The following is a 15,870-nucleotide window of genomic DNA, read 5'->3' on the forward strand; positions in this document are numbered from 1 at the left end:
GGCGAGAAGGGCGCTTATGTCGCGGGCTGGATGTACTTCGTGAACTGGGCGACCACCGGTATCGCCGACATCACCGCGATCGCGTTGTACGCGCATTACTGGTCGTTGTTCAGCCCGGTGCCGCAGTGGGTGCTGGCGTTGATCGCGTTGGCGGTGGTGCTGACGCTGAATCTGGTGTCGGTGAAGGTCTTCGGTGAGATGGAGTTCTGGTTCGCCATCATCAAGGTCGGCGCGTTGGTGCTGTTCATGGGTGTGGCGATCGTGCTGCTGGTGCTGGGTGACCCGATCGCGGGGCATCAGCCGGGCTTCAGCCTGATCGCCGATCACGGTGGGATCCTGCCGAACGGCCTGATCCCGCTGGTGCTGGTGGTGCAGGGCATCGTGTTCGCCTACTCGGCCGTCGAGCTGGTCGGTGTCGCGGCGGGTGAGACGGAGAACCCCGCGAAGATCATGCCGAAGGCGATCAACTCGATCATGTGGCGGATCGGGATCTTCTACGTCGGTTCGGTCGTGCTGCTGTCGATGCTGCTGCCCTTCAGCTCTTACCAGAAGGGTGAGAGCCCCTTTGTCACGGTGTTGTCCAGTATCGGCGTTCCGTGGGCCGGTGACGTGATGAACCTGGTGGTGCTCACGGCGGCGATGTCCAGCCTGAACTCGGGGCTGTACTCCACCGGCCGGATCCTGCGGTCGATGTCGGCGGCCGGGTCGGCGCCGAAGTTCACCGGCCTGATGAACCGCAGCCAGGTGCCCTACGGCGGTATCCTGCTCACCGGCGCGGTGTGCGTGCTCGGTGTCGGCCTCAACATCGTGGTGCCCGGGGATGCGTTCGAGATCGTGCTGAACTTCGCCGCGGTCGCGATCATCTCCACCTGGTCCATGATCGTGCTGTGTCACCTGTTGTTCGTGCGCAAGGCGAAGTCGGGTGCGGTGGAGCGGCCGTCCTACCGGCTGCCGGGTTCGCCGGTGACGCAGATCGTCACCTTGGTGTTCCTGGCGTCGGTGGTGGTGCTGATGTGGTTCGACGTCCCGGCCGGGCGGTTGACGTTGCTGTGCGTGCCGGTGCTGGTCGTGGTGCTGGTGATCGGCTGGTTCGCCGTCCGCAAGCGCGTGGACACCACCACAGCACTCGACGAAAAGAACTGAACAACGGAAGCGAAAAGCGGGAGCGGGCACTGACCGCTCCCGCTTTTCACGTTCGGCGCGGTGGTGTCAGCGGAGTCCGGACAGGACGTTCCCGGCCTCGTCGACCAGGTTCGCCAGCACCTCCGCGACCGTGGTGGGCTGGTCGTAGTAGCCGATGGACTGGCCGGCGGGGCTGTGCATCAGCGGTTCGACGCGGTGCCGGTCGACCGCGCCGAGCAGGTCGCCGACGAGGACGTCCTGGTAGGGCATGCGAAGCGGGGCCGGCGCGTCGGGACGTGCCCACTCGTCGCTCCACGCCGTGCGGATCTGGCGCAGCGTCTTTCCGCTGTCCGCGCGGGAGATGACGGTGTCCTCGATCCCCGCGTCGAGCAGTTTCCGCAGGAGCGCGGGGTCCGTCCCGGCCTCCCGGGTGACCAGCCACGCGGTGCCGAGCCAGACACCGGCCGCGCCCAGCGCCAGCGCCGCCGCGACGTGCCGGCCGGTGGCGACCCCGCCCGCGGCCAGCACCGGAACGTCGCCGGCCAGCTCGACGATCTTGGGCACCAGCGAGAACGTGCCGATCGTGCCGGTGTGCGCGCCCGCGTCGTAGCCCTGCGCGACCAGGATGTCCGCGCCTTGCCGCAGCGCTGCCTGCGCGTGACGGGGCGCGCCGACCAGCGACACCACGCGCTTGCCGCGCCGCTTCGCGGCCGCGATGACCTCCGGCGGGCTGCCGATGCCCAGGGCGAACACGTCGACGTCGCTGTTCAGCACGGCGTCGATCTGCCGCCGCGCGGTCTCCTCGGAGCGTACGAACCGGGACCGCATGCCGGGCTGTCCGTCGTCCGGGACGGCGTGGCGGGAGCGCAGGTCGGCGACGAATTCCCGGTGTCCGTCCGGGATTTCCGCCTCGATCGCCGCCCGGTCGTCGCGATCCGGCATGCCCTTGGGTAGGACGAGGTCGACGCCGAACGGGCGGTCGCCGACGCGGTCGCGGATGTCGGCCAGCCCGGCTTCGATCTCCTCCGGCGTCGACCGCGTCGCGCCCCACACACCGAGCCCTCCGCCGGCGCACACGGCGGCGACCACATCGGTGCTGTGGCTGAAGCCGAACACGGGGTGTTCGACGTCGACGAGCCGGGAGATCTTCTCGCCTGCGGGGAGGCTCTTACTGTCCATTTCGGACTCCTGTGGGTGTTTCCCGGACGATTAGCGCGTCGACCGCGACGAGCTCGCCGCCCGGGCGGATCAGCAGCGGGTTGATGTCCAGTTCGGTGATTTCCGGGCACGATGCGAGCAGCCGGCCGGCCCCGAGCAGCAGCGCGGTCAGGGCGTCGGTGTCGAGGGGGCCGTATCGGGCGGCGACTTCGGCGGCGGCGCGCGCCAGGGTTTCCGCCCGCGCGGGCACCGGAACGCCGTAGCGCTGCGCGTCCGCCGCTTCCACCCGCGCGCCGCCCGCGCCCACGAGCAGCGCGGGACCGTACTGCGGGTCGCGGATTCCGCCGACGACGATCTCGCCCCGGTGCTCCAGCTGCGGCTGGACGATGATCCGGCAGCGGGTCACGCCGTGACCGCGCGCCGCGGCGAACAGCGAGCGGGCCGCCTCGGGGACTTCCTCGGCGGGCACGCCGAGCCGGACCAGCCCCAGCTTGGCGCGGTGCGCCACCTCCGGACTGTCCACCTTGACCACGTAGCCGGGCGATGCGGGCAGCCCGGCGACCAATTCGTCCACTTCGGACTCCTCGGTGGCCACGGCCGTCGGGGCGCAAGCCACGCCGAGGGCTCGCACGACCTCCCGCGCGTCCACCTCGCTGAGCACCCGGTCGCCGGGCTCGGCCCAGACCGGCTCGCGCACCGCCCGGACCGCCTCCGCGGGCGCGGCGGCCCGGTCGGCCGGCCCGGTTCCGCCGGTCGTGCGGACGGCGGGCAGGCCGCGGACGAAGCTCTCGATGGTGTCGAACACGGTGCCCGGCGGGGTGCCCGCCCGAGCGGCGGCGGTGCCGGCGGCCCAGATCATCCAGGCGGGCGTGCGCAGCTTCGATAGGCCCTCGGCCAGCTCGCGGTACCAGTCGCTGTTGCGGTCGCCGAAGGTGAACATGCCGACGATGCCGTCGACATCGGGATCGTCGTCCAGCAGCGCGAACAGGTCGCCGAACCGGTGCGCGTCGCCCTGGAAGCCCCCGCCCAGATCGATGGGATTCGCCGACGAGGCGATGGAGGTCAGCCCGAGCGCGTCGATCCGCTCCCGGGTCCGCTGCGACAGCTGCGGCACGGCGACACCGTGCGCGCTGAGCCGATCGGCCAGGATCGCGCCTCCTCCGCCGGTCATCGTGACGATCGCGATGCGCGGGCGCGGCGGCAGCCGCGCGTCGGACTGGGCCGCGTGCAGCAGGTCGGCGAACGCCTCGTCGGATTCGGCGGTGATGATTCCGGCGTCGTCGCACAGGCCGCGGAACAGCAGCGCGTCCCCGGCGACGGCGGCGGTGTGCGAGAGGGTGGCGCGTTGCCCCGCGGCGCTGGTGCCCGCCTTCAACGCGACGACCCGTTTGCCCAGTTCGGTGGCCCGCGCCCCGAGCGCCCGCAGCGCGGCCGGATCGCGCACGGATTCGATGTACAGGCCGACCGTGGAAACGTCCGGCCGTTCGACCAGGTGCGCACCGATCTCCCCGATGCCGAGGCAGGCTTCGTTGCCGACGCTGACGTACGAGCTGATCGCGACGCCGTGCCGTTCGAGCAACGTGGCCATGACGAAGCCGAGCGCACCGCTCTGGCTGACGATCGCCACCGGCCCGGCGGGCGGGTGCTCGCGCGCCACGTAGGCGCTGACCGTGGCCACCGCGTCCCCGGGGCGGCTGAGCAGGCCCACGCAGTTCGGGCCGACCAGCGGGAGTCCGCCGGCGGCGGCGACCAGCTGCCGCTCCAGTTCCGCGCCCGCCGGGCCGGATTCGCTGAAACCGGCGGAGAACACCAGCACTGACCGCGCGTTCCCGGTCTCCCGGGCTCGGGCCACCACGCCGGGCACCGCGGCCGCAGGCAGCGTGATCAGCAGCAGGTCGAGGGGTTCGTCGAGTTCGGCGAGGTCCGCGACGGACGGGACGTCGGTTGCCGAGCGCGGTGCGACCGCGACGATCTCGCCGGAGAAGCCACCTTCGCGCAGGTTGCGCGACACCATTCGGCCCCAGGTGTTCTCCCGGTTGGACAGGCCGGCGATGCCGATCCGCCCGGGTATGAACAGCGGATCGAGATCGGTGCGAGGCATCGTGTGGTCCCTTCCGGATTCAGGCGGTGCCCAGGGCGCGGGCGTCGCGCAGTGGGTCGACGGTGAACATGGCGATCACGGCTCCGGCGATGAGCAGCACGCCGACGAGCGTCCAGACGTTGAGGTATCCCTGGTGCGCGGTGGCCGCGGCGTCCACCATCCGGCCGGTGACGGCGGGCGCGACGAGCCCGGCCAGCGTCACCAGCCCGACCGTCCAGCCGAGCACGGCCGAACGCTTGCGCACCGGCGTGATCTCGGCGGTGGTGAGCTGCCCGAGCGGGAAGGCCGCGCCGGGCGCGCCCAGCCCGACCGACAGCAGGGCGATGCTCAGCCACGGTGTCTCGACGTGCGGGAACGCGAGCACGCAAGCACCGGAGAACACGCCGATCCCGCCGAGCAACCATCCGCGCGCGTACCGGTGCGCAACGCCGCGCCGCACCAGGCGGTCGCTGAGCACCGTGGCCCCGAGCTGCGCCGCCGCCCCGATCAGCGGTGGCACGATCAGCAGAGCGCCGACGGCGCCAGCCGCGAAGCCCGCGTCCTTCTCCAGGTAGGTGGGCAGCCAGGCGGAGATCAGCGACAACGCCCAGTAGGCGGCGAAGGCGAACAGGAACCCGCCCCACCAGGTCGGCCGGAGGAACACCCGCCAGGCCGCCGGGCCACCCGCCGGTTTCGCGGGCTCATCCGACCTGGCCGCGCTGTACGGGCCGTCCTTGGCGACCAGCACCCACACCACGGCCCACACGAGACCGCTGACGGCCAGCGCCAGGAACGCCGATTTCCACCCGAAGTGCACGATGAGCGCGGTCAGCGTGGGCGCGGCGACGGCGAGCCCCAGGGCGCCGCCGATCTGGGTCAGCGCGGTCGGCGCCCCGCGACGGCTCGGCGGGAACCAGTCGTGCGCGGTGTGCACGGTGAGCGACGACGTCGGGCCTTCGGCCGCGCCGAGCGCGATGCGGCTGAACAGCAGCCCGGCCGCGCCCATGCCGACCAGGACCGGGATCTGGCAAAACGACCACACCAACGCCATCACCAGCAGGATCCAGCGGGTGCGGACCTTCACCGCGAGCATCCCGACGGCCGCCGAGGAAATGCTGAACAGGAAGAAGAACGCGCTGGACAGGAACCCGTACTCGGTGTGGGAGAGGCCGAACTCCTCGGTGATCGGCACCGCGGCCAGGCCGAGCACCGCCTTGTCGCCCCAGTTGATCAGCATGAGCAGCACGAGCATCGCCGTGATGAGCCAGGCGTACCCGGTCGGCTCGCTTCCGGCCGTGCGCGGTTCCGCCACGGCGAGGTCGTCCTTGCCCGTCATCGGCACGCTCCTGTGTGGACACCGACGCCTGCGTCAGGCGCGTTTCGGCCACATGCAACGCCGTGCCGCACGTCACGGTCAAAGACGTGACCCCGGTGAGCCCGATCGGGAACCCCTATGACCGCAGGTCCGCGCCGACGTCGGCGGCGTCGAGGAACGCCGCGGCGGCCGGCGACAGCGGCCCCTGCCGGTGCACGATCCCGATCGTGCGGACCGGCGCCGGGCGGGGCACCCGCACGATGGCTCCCGCGCGCCCCCACGCCTCGGCCAGCGCAGCGGGGAAGAACGCCACTCCCGCGCCCTCGAGCACCATGTTCGCCAGCGCTTCCAGGTGGCCGCACTGCACGGCGACCCGCGGCGCCACCCCGGCGGACTCGAACGCCGCGTCGATCACGTCCCGGATGGTGAATCCATCCGGCGGCAACAGCAGCGGCGTGTCGCCGAGCGCGTCCAGCCGCACCGGGTCCGGGCCGGGCGACGCGTCCGGCGGCAGGACCAGGTGAAGTTCCTGCGTGCCGAGTGGGTGCGCCCGCAGCGAGGTGTTCTTGATCGGCAGGTCGGTCAGCCCGAGTTCGCACGAGCCCCGGCGCACCGCGTCCGCGACGTCGCCGTTGTCCGGCCCGATGGCGTTGACCTTCACACCCGGGTGGCGGCGGTGCAGCCGTCCGGTGATCGACGCCAGCGGGTCCACGGCCAGCGTCGCGTCGGTGACGATGTCCAACCGGCCCACCGCGAGCCGGGTGACCTCGCCGACCGCGTTCCGCGCGGCCGCGACGTCGGCGAGGATGCGCCGGGCCGGTTCGACCAGCGCCCGGCCTTCGGCGGTGAGCGAGACGCCGCGTCCATCCCGGTGGAAGAGCGTCACGCCGGCGGATCGCTCGAACGCGCGGAGCGCTTGCGACAGCGACGGCTGTGAGATGTAGAGCGCGGCGGCGGCCCGGGTGACGCCGTCGTGGTCCACCACGGCCAGGAAGTACTCCAGGTGCCGGACGTCCATCACGCCTCCTGCCCGGCGTCCCCGGACCTGGCCCACGCCAGCGCCAGGTCGACGAACGCCCGCCCGGCCGGGGACAGGCCGTCGGCGCGGTGCAGCAGCCGGTAGGTGCGGTGGATCGGCGGGTCCAGGCGCCGGACGTTGAGGCCGAGCGCGGCCGCCCGGCGGGCGCGCGCCGAGGACACGAACGCCGCCCCCACACCGGCCAGCACCAGCGGGATCAGGGCGTCCCGGTGCTCGGTGACGGCTGCCTCGCGGCCGCGCGCGTTCGCCCCCGCCAGCACGTGTTCGATGCGGCCGCGCATGGTCGACTTGCGCGGCACGCTGACCATCGGCAGGTCGGCCAGCAGGCCGACCGGCACCGGATCGGGCCAGTCGGCGCCCATCTCGGCGGGCAGCACCAGGTGCATCTCGTGGGTGCCGAGCCGGTGCACCCGCAGGCCGCCGCCGTCGGGCACCGCCGGGTAGGCCACCGCGATCTCGTAGTGCCCGTCGCGCACCAGGGCGGCCACGTCGTCCTCGTCGCGCAGGTCGGTGATGTGCACGGTGATCTGCGGGTGCCGCCGCCGGAACGCCGCGACCAGCTCGGCCAGCGGATACGTGGACACCACCGACCACGCGAGGATCTCCAACCGGCCGCTGGAGAGCCCGACCAGGTCGTCGAGCACGGCGCGCGCCGCCGCGCGGTCGCGCAACGCCCGGCGGGCCGGGCCGAGCAGCGCTTCGCCCGCCGCGGTCAGCACGACACCGCCTCCGACCCGGTGGAACAGCGGGGTCCCGAGCTCCCGCTCCAGGCCGCGGACCACATCGGACAGCGACGGCTGGGCCAGACGCAGTGCCCGCGCCGCCCGCGTCACACCGCCGTGCTCGGCGACCGCGAGGAAGTACTCCAACTGCCGAAGATCCACGCCCCGCTCCCTCCGATGACCGGCGTCCCCAACATAAGACCCGAGGACCAGCGGACATAGGCCTCTCCGATGGGCGCCACCGGGCCTTCGTCTTTGACCGCGGTCCCGCCGCGCCGTCTGATGGACCCGCAAAGGAGGTGCGCGGTGCACGAACCGACCGATCCGGTGCTCGTCGAGCACGACGCCGGCGTATCCGTGATCACGCTGAACCGGCCGCGACGGCGCAACGCCTTGACCGCGGACTCGGTCCGGCGCCTCGCCGCAGCGGTGACGGAGGCGCTGGCCGAGGACGGTGTGGGGGCGTTGCTGCTGCGCGGAGCCGGCGGCAGCTTCTGCTCCGGCATCGATCTGCGCGACTCCGGGGCGGTGGACGGCGAAGCACTGGATCCCGAGTGGTTGCGGCGTTTCCACGCGGAGTGGTCGGCGCTGCACGGGCTGCTCGCCGCCGCGGACAAGCCGGTGGTCGCCGCGCTGGAAGGCGCGGCGGTCAACGCCGGTGCCGCGCTGGCGTTGTCCGCGGACCTGCTGATCGCCGGCCGAGGCGCGTTCCTGCAGATCGCCGAGGTGCAGCGGAACATGGTCGCGCGCATCAACATCGCCTGGCTGTGCGCCCGGTACGGATCGGCGCGCGCCTTGGACCTGACGCTGACCGGACGCCGCGCGGACGGCGCGGAGCTGCACCGGCTGGGCATCGCCCACGCCTGCGCGGCCGACGACGCCGTGGTGGCGGACGCGCTCGACCTGGCCAAGCGGCTCGCGGCGTACCCGCGTTCCGGTGTCGCGGAAACGAAACGGCTGGTCCGCGCCCTTGAACTGGCCTCGGGCGACCCGGGTGCGCTGCTGCGGGTCGCCGCGGACCCGACGCGGTGAGGAGGTCCATGAGCCTGGCGCTGACCCCCGAGCAGGAAGACCTGGTCGCCGCGCTGCGCGACTTCCTGGATGCCGAGGTGGAACCGCGGCGTGTCCGCGAGGTCATGGAGACCCGCGACGGCATCGACCTCGAACTCTGGCGGCGGATGAACACCGAACTCGGTCTCGGCGGCGCGCTCGTCGCCGAGGAGCACGGCGGTACCGGCCTGGGCCTTCCGGAGCTCGCGCTGATCATGGAATGCGCCGGACGTGCACCGGTCGGCGTGCCGCTGCTGTCCACCGCGCTCGCGGCCTGGACGCTGTCCACAGTGGCCGATCCCGGGCCAGCGGCGGAACCGTTGCGCGCGCTGGCTTCCGGCACGTCCATCACCGTTCCCGTGCTGCACGCCCCCGATGTGCGTGCGGAATCCTCCGCGGCCGGTTGGACGTTGCACGGCACCGCGGAGTTCGTGCTGGACGGGCACGTCGCCGACCTCTTGCTGGTCGTCGCGAGAACCCCTGACGGCAACGCGCTTTTCGCCGTCGACCCGGCGACGCCGGGCGTGACGCGCCGACGGCTCGACATGATCGACCTGACCCGCCCGATGGCGACGGTCGTCTTCGAGGCGGCCGCGACCCGGGTGCTCTGCGCGCCGGACGCCCAGCCGCGGATCGCGCGGGTGCTGGACGTGGCCGCCATCGCCCTGGCCGCCGAACAGGTGGGCGGTGCGGCGCGATGCCTGGAGCTCAGCGTCGCGCACGCGCGGACGCGCGAGCAGTTCGGCCGTCCGATCGGATCGTTCCAGGCGGTCAAGCACATGTGCGCGGACATGCTGCGGGCCATCGAACCCGCCCGGTCGGCCGTGTACTACGCCGCCCACGCGGCGGCCGGCGACTCACCGGAAGCCCCGATGCTCGCAAGCCTGGTCAAAGCGCACTGCGCCGAGGTGTACACGGACGCCGCGAGCGCCACCGTCCAGATCCACGGCGGACTCGGCTACAGCTGGGAACACGACGCCCACCTGCACTTCAAGCGAGCGAAGACCAGCGAGCTGCTGTTCGGCGACCCGGCTCGGCACCGCGCGAGGCTGGCGGACCTGGCAGGACTGTGAGGAGCATCGGCATGACCGGAACCCGGGAAGACGAACTGCGCGCGGAAGTGCGCCACTGGATCGCCGCCCACCGGGCCGAGGCGATGCACACGGTCGGCGCCCACCCGCCGCACGACCACCGCACCGGCGAACGCGAGGCCCGCTGGCTGGACCTGCTGCGCGAGGGCCGCTGGCTGTGCCTGTCCTGGCCGCAGGAGTACGGCGGGCGCGCCCTGGGCGAGCTGGAATGCCTTGCGGTCGGGGAAGAATTCGCTCGCGCCGGAGTCCGCCGCCCGCACCTGGGCATGGGCGAGTCGCTCGTCGCGCCGGCATTGCTCGCGCACGGCACGGAGGAGCAAAAACGCCGCTTCCTGCCCCGCATCCTGTCCGGCGAGGACGTGTACTGCCAGGGATTCTCCGAGCCCGGCGCCGGATCGGACCTCGCGAGCCTGCGCACCACGGGCGTCGTCGACGGCGACGAACTGGTCGTCCACGGGCACAAGATCTGGACGTCCGGCGCGACCGAGGCGAACATGATGTTCCTGCTCTGCCGCACGGATCCGGACGCCGAGCGGCACCGCGGCCTGACGTACGTGCTCGTGCCGATGTCCGGCAACGGCATCGAAGTCCGCCCGATCCGGCAGATGGCCGGCGGGGAGGGCTACTGCGAGGAGTTCATCGACGGGGCCCGCGCCCCGCTGTCCAACGTGATCGGCGGCCTCGGCAACGGCTGGCGCGTCGCGATGACCACGCTCGGCGCCGAGCGGGCCGGCGAGGTCATCACGCAGTACCCCGGTTACCGCGCGGAGTTCGACCGCCTGGTGGCGCGGCTGCGCGACCTCGGCAGGCTGGCCGACCCGCTGGTGCGCGACGAGCTCACCCGGCTGCTGATCCGCGTCGAGCTGATGCGCTTCACCGGCCGCCGCGTCGCCGACGAACTGCGCGCCGGGAACCACGCCCGGGAACTGCTGGCGATCGACAAGGTCAACTGGTCGGAGCTGCACTGCGACCTCGGCGCCGCCGCGATGTCCCTGCAAGGGCTCGGCGGCTTGGTGCGGCCGGACGGAGACGGCTACCGGGTCGACGAGTTCCAGCGCGCCTTCCTGGAGAGCCGAGGACGCCGGATCGCCCGCGGCACCAACCAGATCCAGCGCAACATCATCGCCGAACGGGCTCTCGGCCTGCCGAAGTGACCGCGCGCCGGAACGCCACGCGGCTGAACGGCAGGCGCTCCCAGCGCCGCGCCGACCAGAGTCCTAATAGGACTGTCAATCGTTGGAAGTTCCCAAAAGCCATCCATCGTCGCGCTTGACCGTGCAGATCAGCTTGGGGGAGCGAGGCGTACACGGCAAGAGCCGGAGGCTTGCCGTCTCACGGGCAGTCGCTGAGCCATGAGTCGACTTCCGTCCGAAAACGCTCCGGGTCGAGACCACCGGCGCCGTCGGGGAGGGCCGCCACGATCGGCACTCCCGTGACGCGGGGTAGCTCGGCGAGGTTGCACTCCTCGGCCAGGCCGAGCGTCTTCGGCACCGCGCCGAGCACCAGTCCCGCCGGCTCCAGGTTCCGCGAGCGCAGGGCGTTGACGGTGAGTTCGGTGTGGTTGAGGGTGCCGAGCCCGACCCGGGTCACGACGTACACCTGCACCAGGTGATCCCGGGCGAGTCCGGCGGCGAGGTCCGACAGGGTGCCGCCGTCGTTGTCGAGGCGGACCAGGAGGCCGCCGGCGCCCTCGACGATCACGGTGTCGTGGGTCCGGGCGAGCTCGCGGATGCGGGCGGTGTGCTCGCTGATCGGTGGGATCGCGATGCCGCGCCGTCGGGCGGCCGTGTCCGGCGCGAGGGGGTCTTCGAGTCGGGTGAACTCGGCGACCTCGCAACCGGTCAGGCGCTCCACGACGGAGATGTCGGGCTCGTCGGTGCCGATACCGGTCTGTGCGGGTTTCACGACGATCGTTCCCGGCCCGTAGCGGACCGCGAGCGCCGCGGTGGTCACGGTCTTGCCGACACCGGTGTCGGTGCCGGTGACGATGATGATCATGTCTGCCGCCCGTGGTCGTCGATGACGCGGGCCAGCACGTCGACCGCGTGCGCCCAGCGTTCGTCGTCGAGGCCGACGTGGGTGGTGATCCGGAGCCGGGAGATCCCGTCGGGCACCGATGGCGGCCGGAAGCATCCCACCCGGACTCCGGCCGCGAGGGCAGCGGCCTGCGCGGCGACGGCGACCTGCGGCGATCGCATGGGCACCGAGAGCACGGCGCCTGCCGACCGCGGCACGCCGAGCCGGTCGGCCAGCTCGCCGCCGCGTTGGTGGATTCGCGACGGGAAATCGGGTTGCCGGCGCAGCCGGCGGAGGGCGGTCAACGCGCCGGCGGTGGGAGCCGGTGCCAGCCCGGTGTCGAAGATGAACGGGCGGGCCCGGTTGGTGAGGTGGTCGATCAGCGCAGCGGAGCCGAGCACCGCTCCGCCCATCGCGCCGAGCGATTTCGACAGCGTCGCGGTCATCACCACGTGCGGGTGGCCGGCCATGCCGTCGGCGTGCACCAGCCCTCGGCCGCCGTCACCGACCACACCGAGCCCGTGCGCCTCGTCGACGACGAGGAGCGCGTCGTGGTCGGCGCAGGCCGCGGCCAGGTCTGGGAGCGGGGCGGCGTCGCCGAGCACCGAGAAGATCGACTCGGTCAGCACGATCGCTCGCCGGCCACCGGCTCCGGCCAACGCGGCCCGGACCGCGGCGACGTCGTTGTGGGGTACCACCTCGATCGCCGCACGAGACAGCCGCGCGGCGTCGATCAGCGAGGCGTGCACGTGCGCGTCGGAGACGATCAGCGACCGCTTGTCCGCCAGCACGGTCACCGCGGACAGGTTGGCGTGGTACCCGGTGGAGAAGACCAGCGCCGCCTCGCGCTCGGTGAACTCGGCGAGCTCGCGCTCCAGGTCGGCGTGCAGCGTGGTCGTACCGGTCACCAGCCGGGAGGCGCCCGCTCCAGCGCCCCAGGCGAGGGCGGCGTCGGCGGCCGCCCGGCGCACCTCGGGGTGGCCGCTCAACCCCAGGTAGTCGTTGTTGGCGAGGTCGATGACGTCGTCGTCGGCCGCCCGCGGCCGCAGCGTGCGCTGCAAGCCGGCGCCCTCGCGCGCGGTCCGCTGATCGGCGAACCACTCTGCCCAGCCGCTCATCCGACCTCCGCAGCGGCCGCGATCCCGGCGCAGATGGTGGCGACGTCATCGTCGGTGCACACGTAGGGCGGCATGGTGTAGATCAGGTCGCGGAACGGGCGTAGCCACACGCCCTGGGCCAGCGCCGCTTCGGTCGCTTTGACCACGTCGACGGCGTGATCGAGTTGGACCACGCCGACCGCGCCGAGGATGCGCACGTCGACGGCGTCGATCTCGTGCAGCGCCTGCAAGCCGGTGTTGATCCGCCGCACGTCTCCCGCCCAGTCGCCGGTGGTCAGCAGGTCCAGGCTGGCCGAGGCGACCGCGCAGGCCAGCGGGTTGCCCATGAAGGTGGGGCCGTGCATGAGAACGCCGGAATCGCTGGCGGACAGGCCACGGGCGACCTCCGTCGTGCACAACGCGGCGGCCAGCGACAGGTAGCCGCCGGTGAGCGCCTTGCCGACGCACAACACGTCCGGGATCACGCCGGCTGCATCGGCGGCGAAGAGGGTGCCGGTGCGGCCGAATCCGGTGGCGATCTCGTCGAAGATCAGCACCAGCCCATGCTCGTCGGCGACCTCGCGGAAGACCGTCAGGCATTCGGCGGGGTAGGGGTGCATGCCGCCGGCGCCCTGGAGGAGCGGCTCCACGATCAGCCCGGCGAGCCGGTCCGCGTGCTCGGCCGCGAGCGCGCGAAAACCCGCGGCCCAGGCGTCGACGTCGCCGTCGAGCCGGGGCGGACGTTCGCCGAACACCTGCTCCGGCAGCACGCCGGACCACATGGTGTGCATGCCGCCGTCGGGGTCGCACACGCTCATGCAGTCGAAGGTGTCGCCGTGGTAGCCGCCGCGGACGGTGAGGAACCGGGTCCGCTCCGGCCGGCCGGCACCGCGCTGGTGCTGCAGCGCCATCTTCATCGCCACCTCGATGCTCACCGATCCGGAGTCGGCGAGGAAAACGCGGTCGAGCCCGGCGGGCGTGAGGTCGATCAGGCGCCGGGCCAGCTCGACCGCCGGCTCATGGGTGAGCCCGCCGAACATCACGTGCGACATCTGGCCGAGCTGGCGGCGCACCGCCTCGTCGAGCACGGGGTGCCGGTAGCCGTGGATGGCCGACCACCACGACGCCATCCCGTCGACCACTTCACCGACGCCGTCGAGGGTGATCCGGCTGCCCGAGGCGCCGGTGACCAGGTGCGTCGGCGTCGGGTCGGTCATCGACGTGTACGGGTGCCACAGGTGCTCGCGGTCGAACGCGAGCAGAGCTTCCGGGGTCATGTCAGGCGTTGGGGACGACGTCGGTGCCCGCCCCGCGGCGCCTGATCGCCGGATCGATCGGCTCCAGCCGCCCGGCCTGCTGCGCGAGGTCCTCCTCGGAGCCCAGGACGACGAAGCCGTTGTCGCGGATCATCTCGAGGTCCGCCTCGGCTTCCTGGCCTTCCGAAGTCAGGTAGTCGCCGAGGAAGATCGAGTTGGCTACGTGCAGCGCGATCGACTGCAGCGAACGCAGGTGCATCTCACGGCCGCCGGCGATCCGGATCTCCTTGTCCGGGCAGACGAAACGCGCCATCGCCAGGATCTTCACGCAGCGAGCGGGGGAGAGCTCCCAGGTGTTCTCGAACGGGGTGCCGTCGAACGGCATCAGGAAGTTGACCGGGATCGAGTCGGAGCCCAGCTCGCTGAGCGCGAACAGCGCCTCGACGAGTTGTTCGTCGGTTTCACCCAGGCCGGCGATCAGGCCGGAGCAGGGGGAGATCCCCGCACCCTTCGCCTTCTCCACGGTGTCCACCCGGTCCGCGTAGGTGTGGGTCTGGACGATGTTGTCGTGGTTGCTCTCGGCGGTGTTGATGTTGTGGTTGTAGGCGTCCACGCCGGCGTCCTTGAGGCGCTCCGCCTGGCCGTCCTTGAGCAGACCCAGGCAGGCACAGACCTCCACGCCGGGATACTCGTCCTTGAGCGCCCCGACCATCTCGGTGACCTTGTCGATGTCCCGAGTGGACGGTCCGCGGCCGGAGGAGACCAGGCACACGCGGCTGGCGCCGCCTTTGAGCCCGGCACCGGCCTGCTTGAGGGTCTCGTCCTTGGACAGCCACGAGTACTTGAGGATGGGCGCGTCGGAGCCCAGCGCCTGCGAGCAGTAGTTGCAGTTCTCCGGGCACAGGCCCGACTTGAGGTTCACCAGGTAGTTCACCTTCACCGTGTTGCCGAAGTGCGCGCGGCGCAGCCGGCCGGCGGCAGCGACGACGGACATCAGCTCGGCGTCGTCGGCGCGCAGCACCGCGAGGGCGTCCTCGGGCGTGGCCGGGGACCCGGCGAGGATCGCATCGGCGAGCTGGTGGAAGGTGGCGGTCATCGCTTCTCCCGGAGTCGGCTGGTGCAGCAACCTGAACACTGTTCACCTGAACAGCGTTCAGGCTAGACTGGGAGAGTCGATCGGTCAACGGGAGGGGTCTGCGTGCGGTATCACCGGAGCGACGTCGTGGATCGCGCGATCGTGGTGCTCGACGAGTACGGGCTGGAGTCGCTGACGATGCGCCGGCTGGCCGCCGAGCTCGGCGTGCAACCGAGCGCTCTCTACCACCACGTGCCGAACAAGCAGACGCTGCTGGCGGCGGTCGCCGACGAGATCCTCACCCGAGGTCGGCGACCGCACCGGGCCCGGGAATGGGACCGGCGCGTGGTCGAGGTCTGCGGCGAGCTCCGGGACGCGATGCTCGCCTACCGGGACGGTGCCGAGGTGGTCGTCACGGCGTACACCTTCGGCCTCGGCGCCGGCGAGCCAGCGAACCAGTTGCAGGAGGCATTGCGAGATGGCGGCCTGCCCGGCGACCTGGTCGACGTCGGCACCCGAGCCCTCCTGCACCTCGTCTTCGGCCACACCGTGGAGGAGCAGATGGCGCTGCAGGCCGCGAGCGCCGGAGCGATCGACCGGGCGCCCGGGGGTCCGGCGGACTTCGAGCGGGGGCTCGAGCTGGTGCTGGACGGCCTCCGGTCCAAGGTCAACGGGTAACCCAAGCCGCGAAGCGTGAGCACCGAGGCGAATCGGCCGACCGGCTCAGGTCGATCAGCCGGGGCAATTGAAGTGTCCGAAGAGGAATTTGAACCCCGGCCGGAAAAGCAGCGACCCCGAAGCCACTTCCTGTCGGTTTGTCCGCACAGACCGAGCCGGACACGGCTCGGG

Annotated in this window: 14 protein-coding genes; 5 read left to right on the forward strand and 9 right to left on the reverse strand. The window is 71.9% G+C overall.

From position 1 onward, the window contains the following. Positions 1-1,143, forward strand: a 1,143-nt coding sequence (locus tag AB0I53_RS39355; RefSeq protein ID WP_358614142.1) for an amino acid permease, incomplete at its 5' end; no start/stop codon positions are given. A 66-nt stretch (positions 1,144-1,209) separates the two neighbouring features. On the opposite strand, the gene AB0I53_RS39360 is transcribed toward AB0I53_RS39355, so the two are convergent. The 5 genes from AB0I53_RS39360 to AB0I53_RS39380 all read right to left on the reverse strand — a co-directional run bounded on the left by AB0I53_RS39360 (position 1,210) and on the right by AB0I53_RS39380 (position 7,598). Continuing rightward, positions 1,210-2,301, reverse strand: a complete 1,092-nt coding sequence (locus AB0I53_RS39360; protein ID WP_358614143.1) for a nitronate monooxygenase — start codon at positions 2,299-2,301, stop codon at positions 1,210-1,212. Next, positions 2,291-4,381: an acetate--CoA ligase family protein gene (locus AB0I53_RS39365; protein ID WP_358614144.1), complete on the reverse strand. Its 2,091-nt coding sequence runs from the start codon at positions 4,379-4,381 to the stop codon at positions 2,291-2,293. Before AB0I53_RS39365 ends, AB0I53_RS39360 begins: the two co-directional genes overlap by 11 nt. Before the next feature lie 19 nt (positions 4,382-4,400). Next, entirely contained in the window at positions 4,401-5,696 is a 1,296-nt protein-coding gene (locus AB0I53_RS39370; RefSeq protein WP_358614145.1) for an MFS transporter, read from the reverse strand. A gap of 115 nt (positions 5,697-5,811) precedes the next feature. Beyond that, positions 5,812-6,693, reverse strand: a complete 882-nt coding sequence (locus AB0I53_RS39375) for a LysR family transcriptional regulator (RefSeq protein WP_358614146.1) — start codon at positions 6,691-6,693, stop codon at positions 5,812-5,814. Then, the gene (locus AB0I53_RS39380) at positions 6,693-7,598 is read right to left on the reverse strand and encodes a LysR family transcriptional regulator (RefSeq protein ID WP_358614147.1); all 906 of its coding nucleotides are present in this window, start codon (positions 7,596-7,598) and stop codon (positions 6,693-6,695) included. The genes AB0I53_RS39375 and AB0I53_RS39380 overlap by 1 nt, the downstream gene beginning before the upstream one ends. Before the next feature lie 144 nt (positions 7,599-7,742). Between AB0I53_RS39380 and AB0I53_RS39385 the strand changes: the two genes are divergently transcribed. The 3 genes from AB0I53_RS39385 to AB0I53_RS39395 are packed head-to-tail and all read left to right on the forward strand — an operon-like array spanning position 7,743 to position 10,731. After that, on the forward strand, positions 7,743-8,468 hold the full coding sequence (locus AB0I53_RS39385; protein WP_358614148.1) for an enoyl-CoA hydratase/isomerase family protein: 726 nt from the start codon (positions 7,743-7,745) through the stop codon (positions 8,466-8,468). Positions 8,469-8,476: 8 nt separating this feature from the next. Further along, entirely contained in the window at positions 8,477-9,559 is a 1,083-nt protein-coding gene (locus AB0I53_RS39390) for an acyl-CoA dehydrogenase family protein (protein WP_358614149.1), read from the forward strand. An 11-nt stretch (positions 9,560-9,570) separates the two neighbouring features. Beyond that, positions 9,571-10,731, forward strand: a complete 1,161-nt coding sequence (locus AB0I53_RS39395; protein ID WP_358614150.1) for an acyl-CoA dehydrogenase family protein — start codon at positions 9,571-9,573, stop codon at positions 10,729-10,731. Between the two features lie 178 nt (positions 10,732-10,909). On the opposite strand, the gene bioD is transcribed toward AB0I53_RS39395, so the two are convergent. The 4 genes from bioD to bioB are packed head-to-tail and all read right to left on the reverse strand — an operon-like array spanning position 10,910 to position 15,042. Continuing rightward, positions 10,910-11,575, reverse strand: a complete 666-nt coding sequence (bioD, locus tag AB0I53_RS39400) for a dethiobiotin synthase (protein WP_358614151.1) — start codon at positions 11,573-11,575, stop codon at positions 10,910-10,912. Beyond that, on the reverse strand, positions 11,572-12,711 hold the full coding sequence (locus AB0I53_RS39405; protein ID WP_358614152.1) for an 8-amino-7-oxononanoate synthase: 1,140 nt from the start codon (positions 12,709-12,711) through the stop codon (positions 11,572-11,574). Before AB0I53_RS39405 ends, bioD begins: the two co-directional genes overlap by 4 nt. Next, a complete protein-coding gene (locus AB0I53_RS39410) occupies positions 12,708-13,967 on the reverse strand; it encodes an adenosylmethionine--8-amino-7-oxononanoate transaminase (RefSeq protein ID WP_358614153.1) in 1,260 nt (419 codons plus the stop codon). The genes AB0I53_RS39405 and AB0I53_RS39410 overlap by 4 nt, the downstream gene beginning before the upstream one ends. Before the next feature lies 1 nt (position 13,968). Beyond that, positions 13,969-15,042 carry a biotin synthase BioB gene (gene bioB / locus AB0I53_RS39415; RefSeq protein WP_358614154.1) on the reverse strand — a complete coding sequence of 358 codons (1,074 nt, stop codon included), beginning with the start codon at positions 15,040-15,042 and terminating at the stop codon, positions 13,969-13,971. Between the two features lie 102 nt (positions 15,043-15,144). Between bioB and AB0I53_RS39420 the strand changes: the two genes are divergently transcribed. Continuing rightward, complete coding sequence (locus tag AB0I53_RS39420) at positions 15,145-15,699, forward strand: TetR/AcrR family transcriptional regulator C-terminal domain-containing protein (protein WP_358614155.1); 555 nt, start codon at positions 15,145-15,147, stop codon at positions 15,697-15,699. Positions 15,700-15,870: the final 171 nt, after the last annotated feature.

Origin of the sequence: Saccharopolyspora sp. NPDC050389 (assembly GCF_040655595.1) — a bacterium.
Taxonomy (GTDB): domain Bacteria; phylum Actinomycetota; class Actinomycetes; order Mycobacteriales; family Pseudonocardiaceae; genus Saccharopolyspora.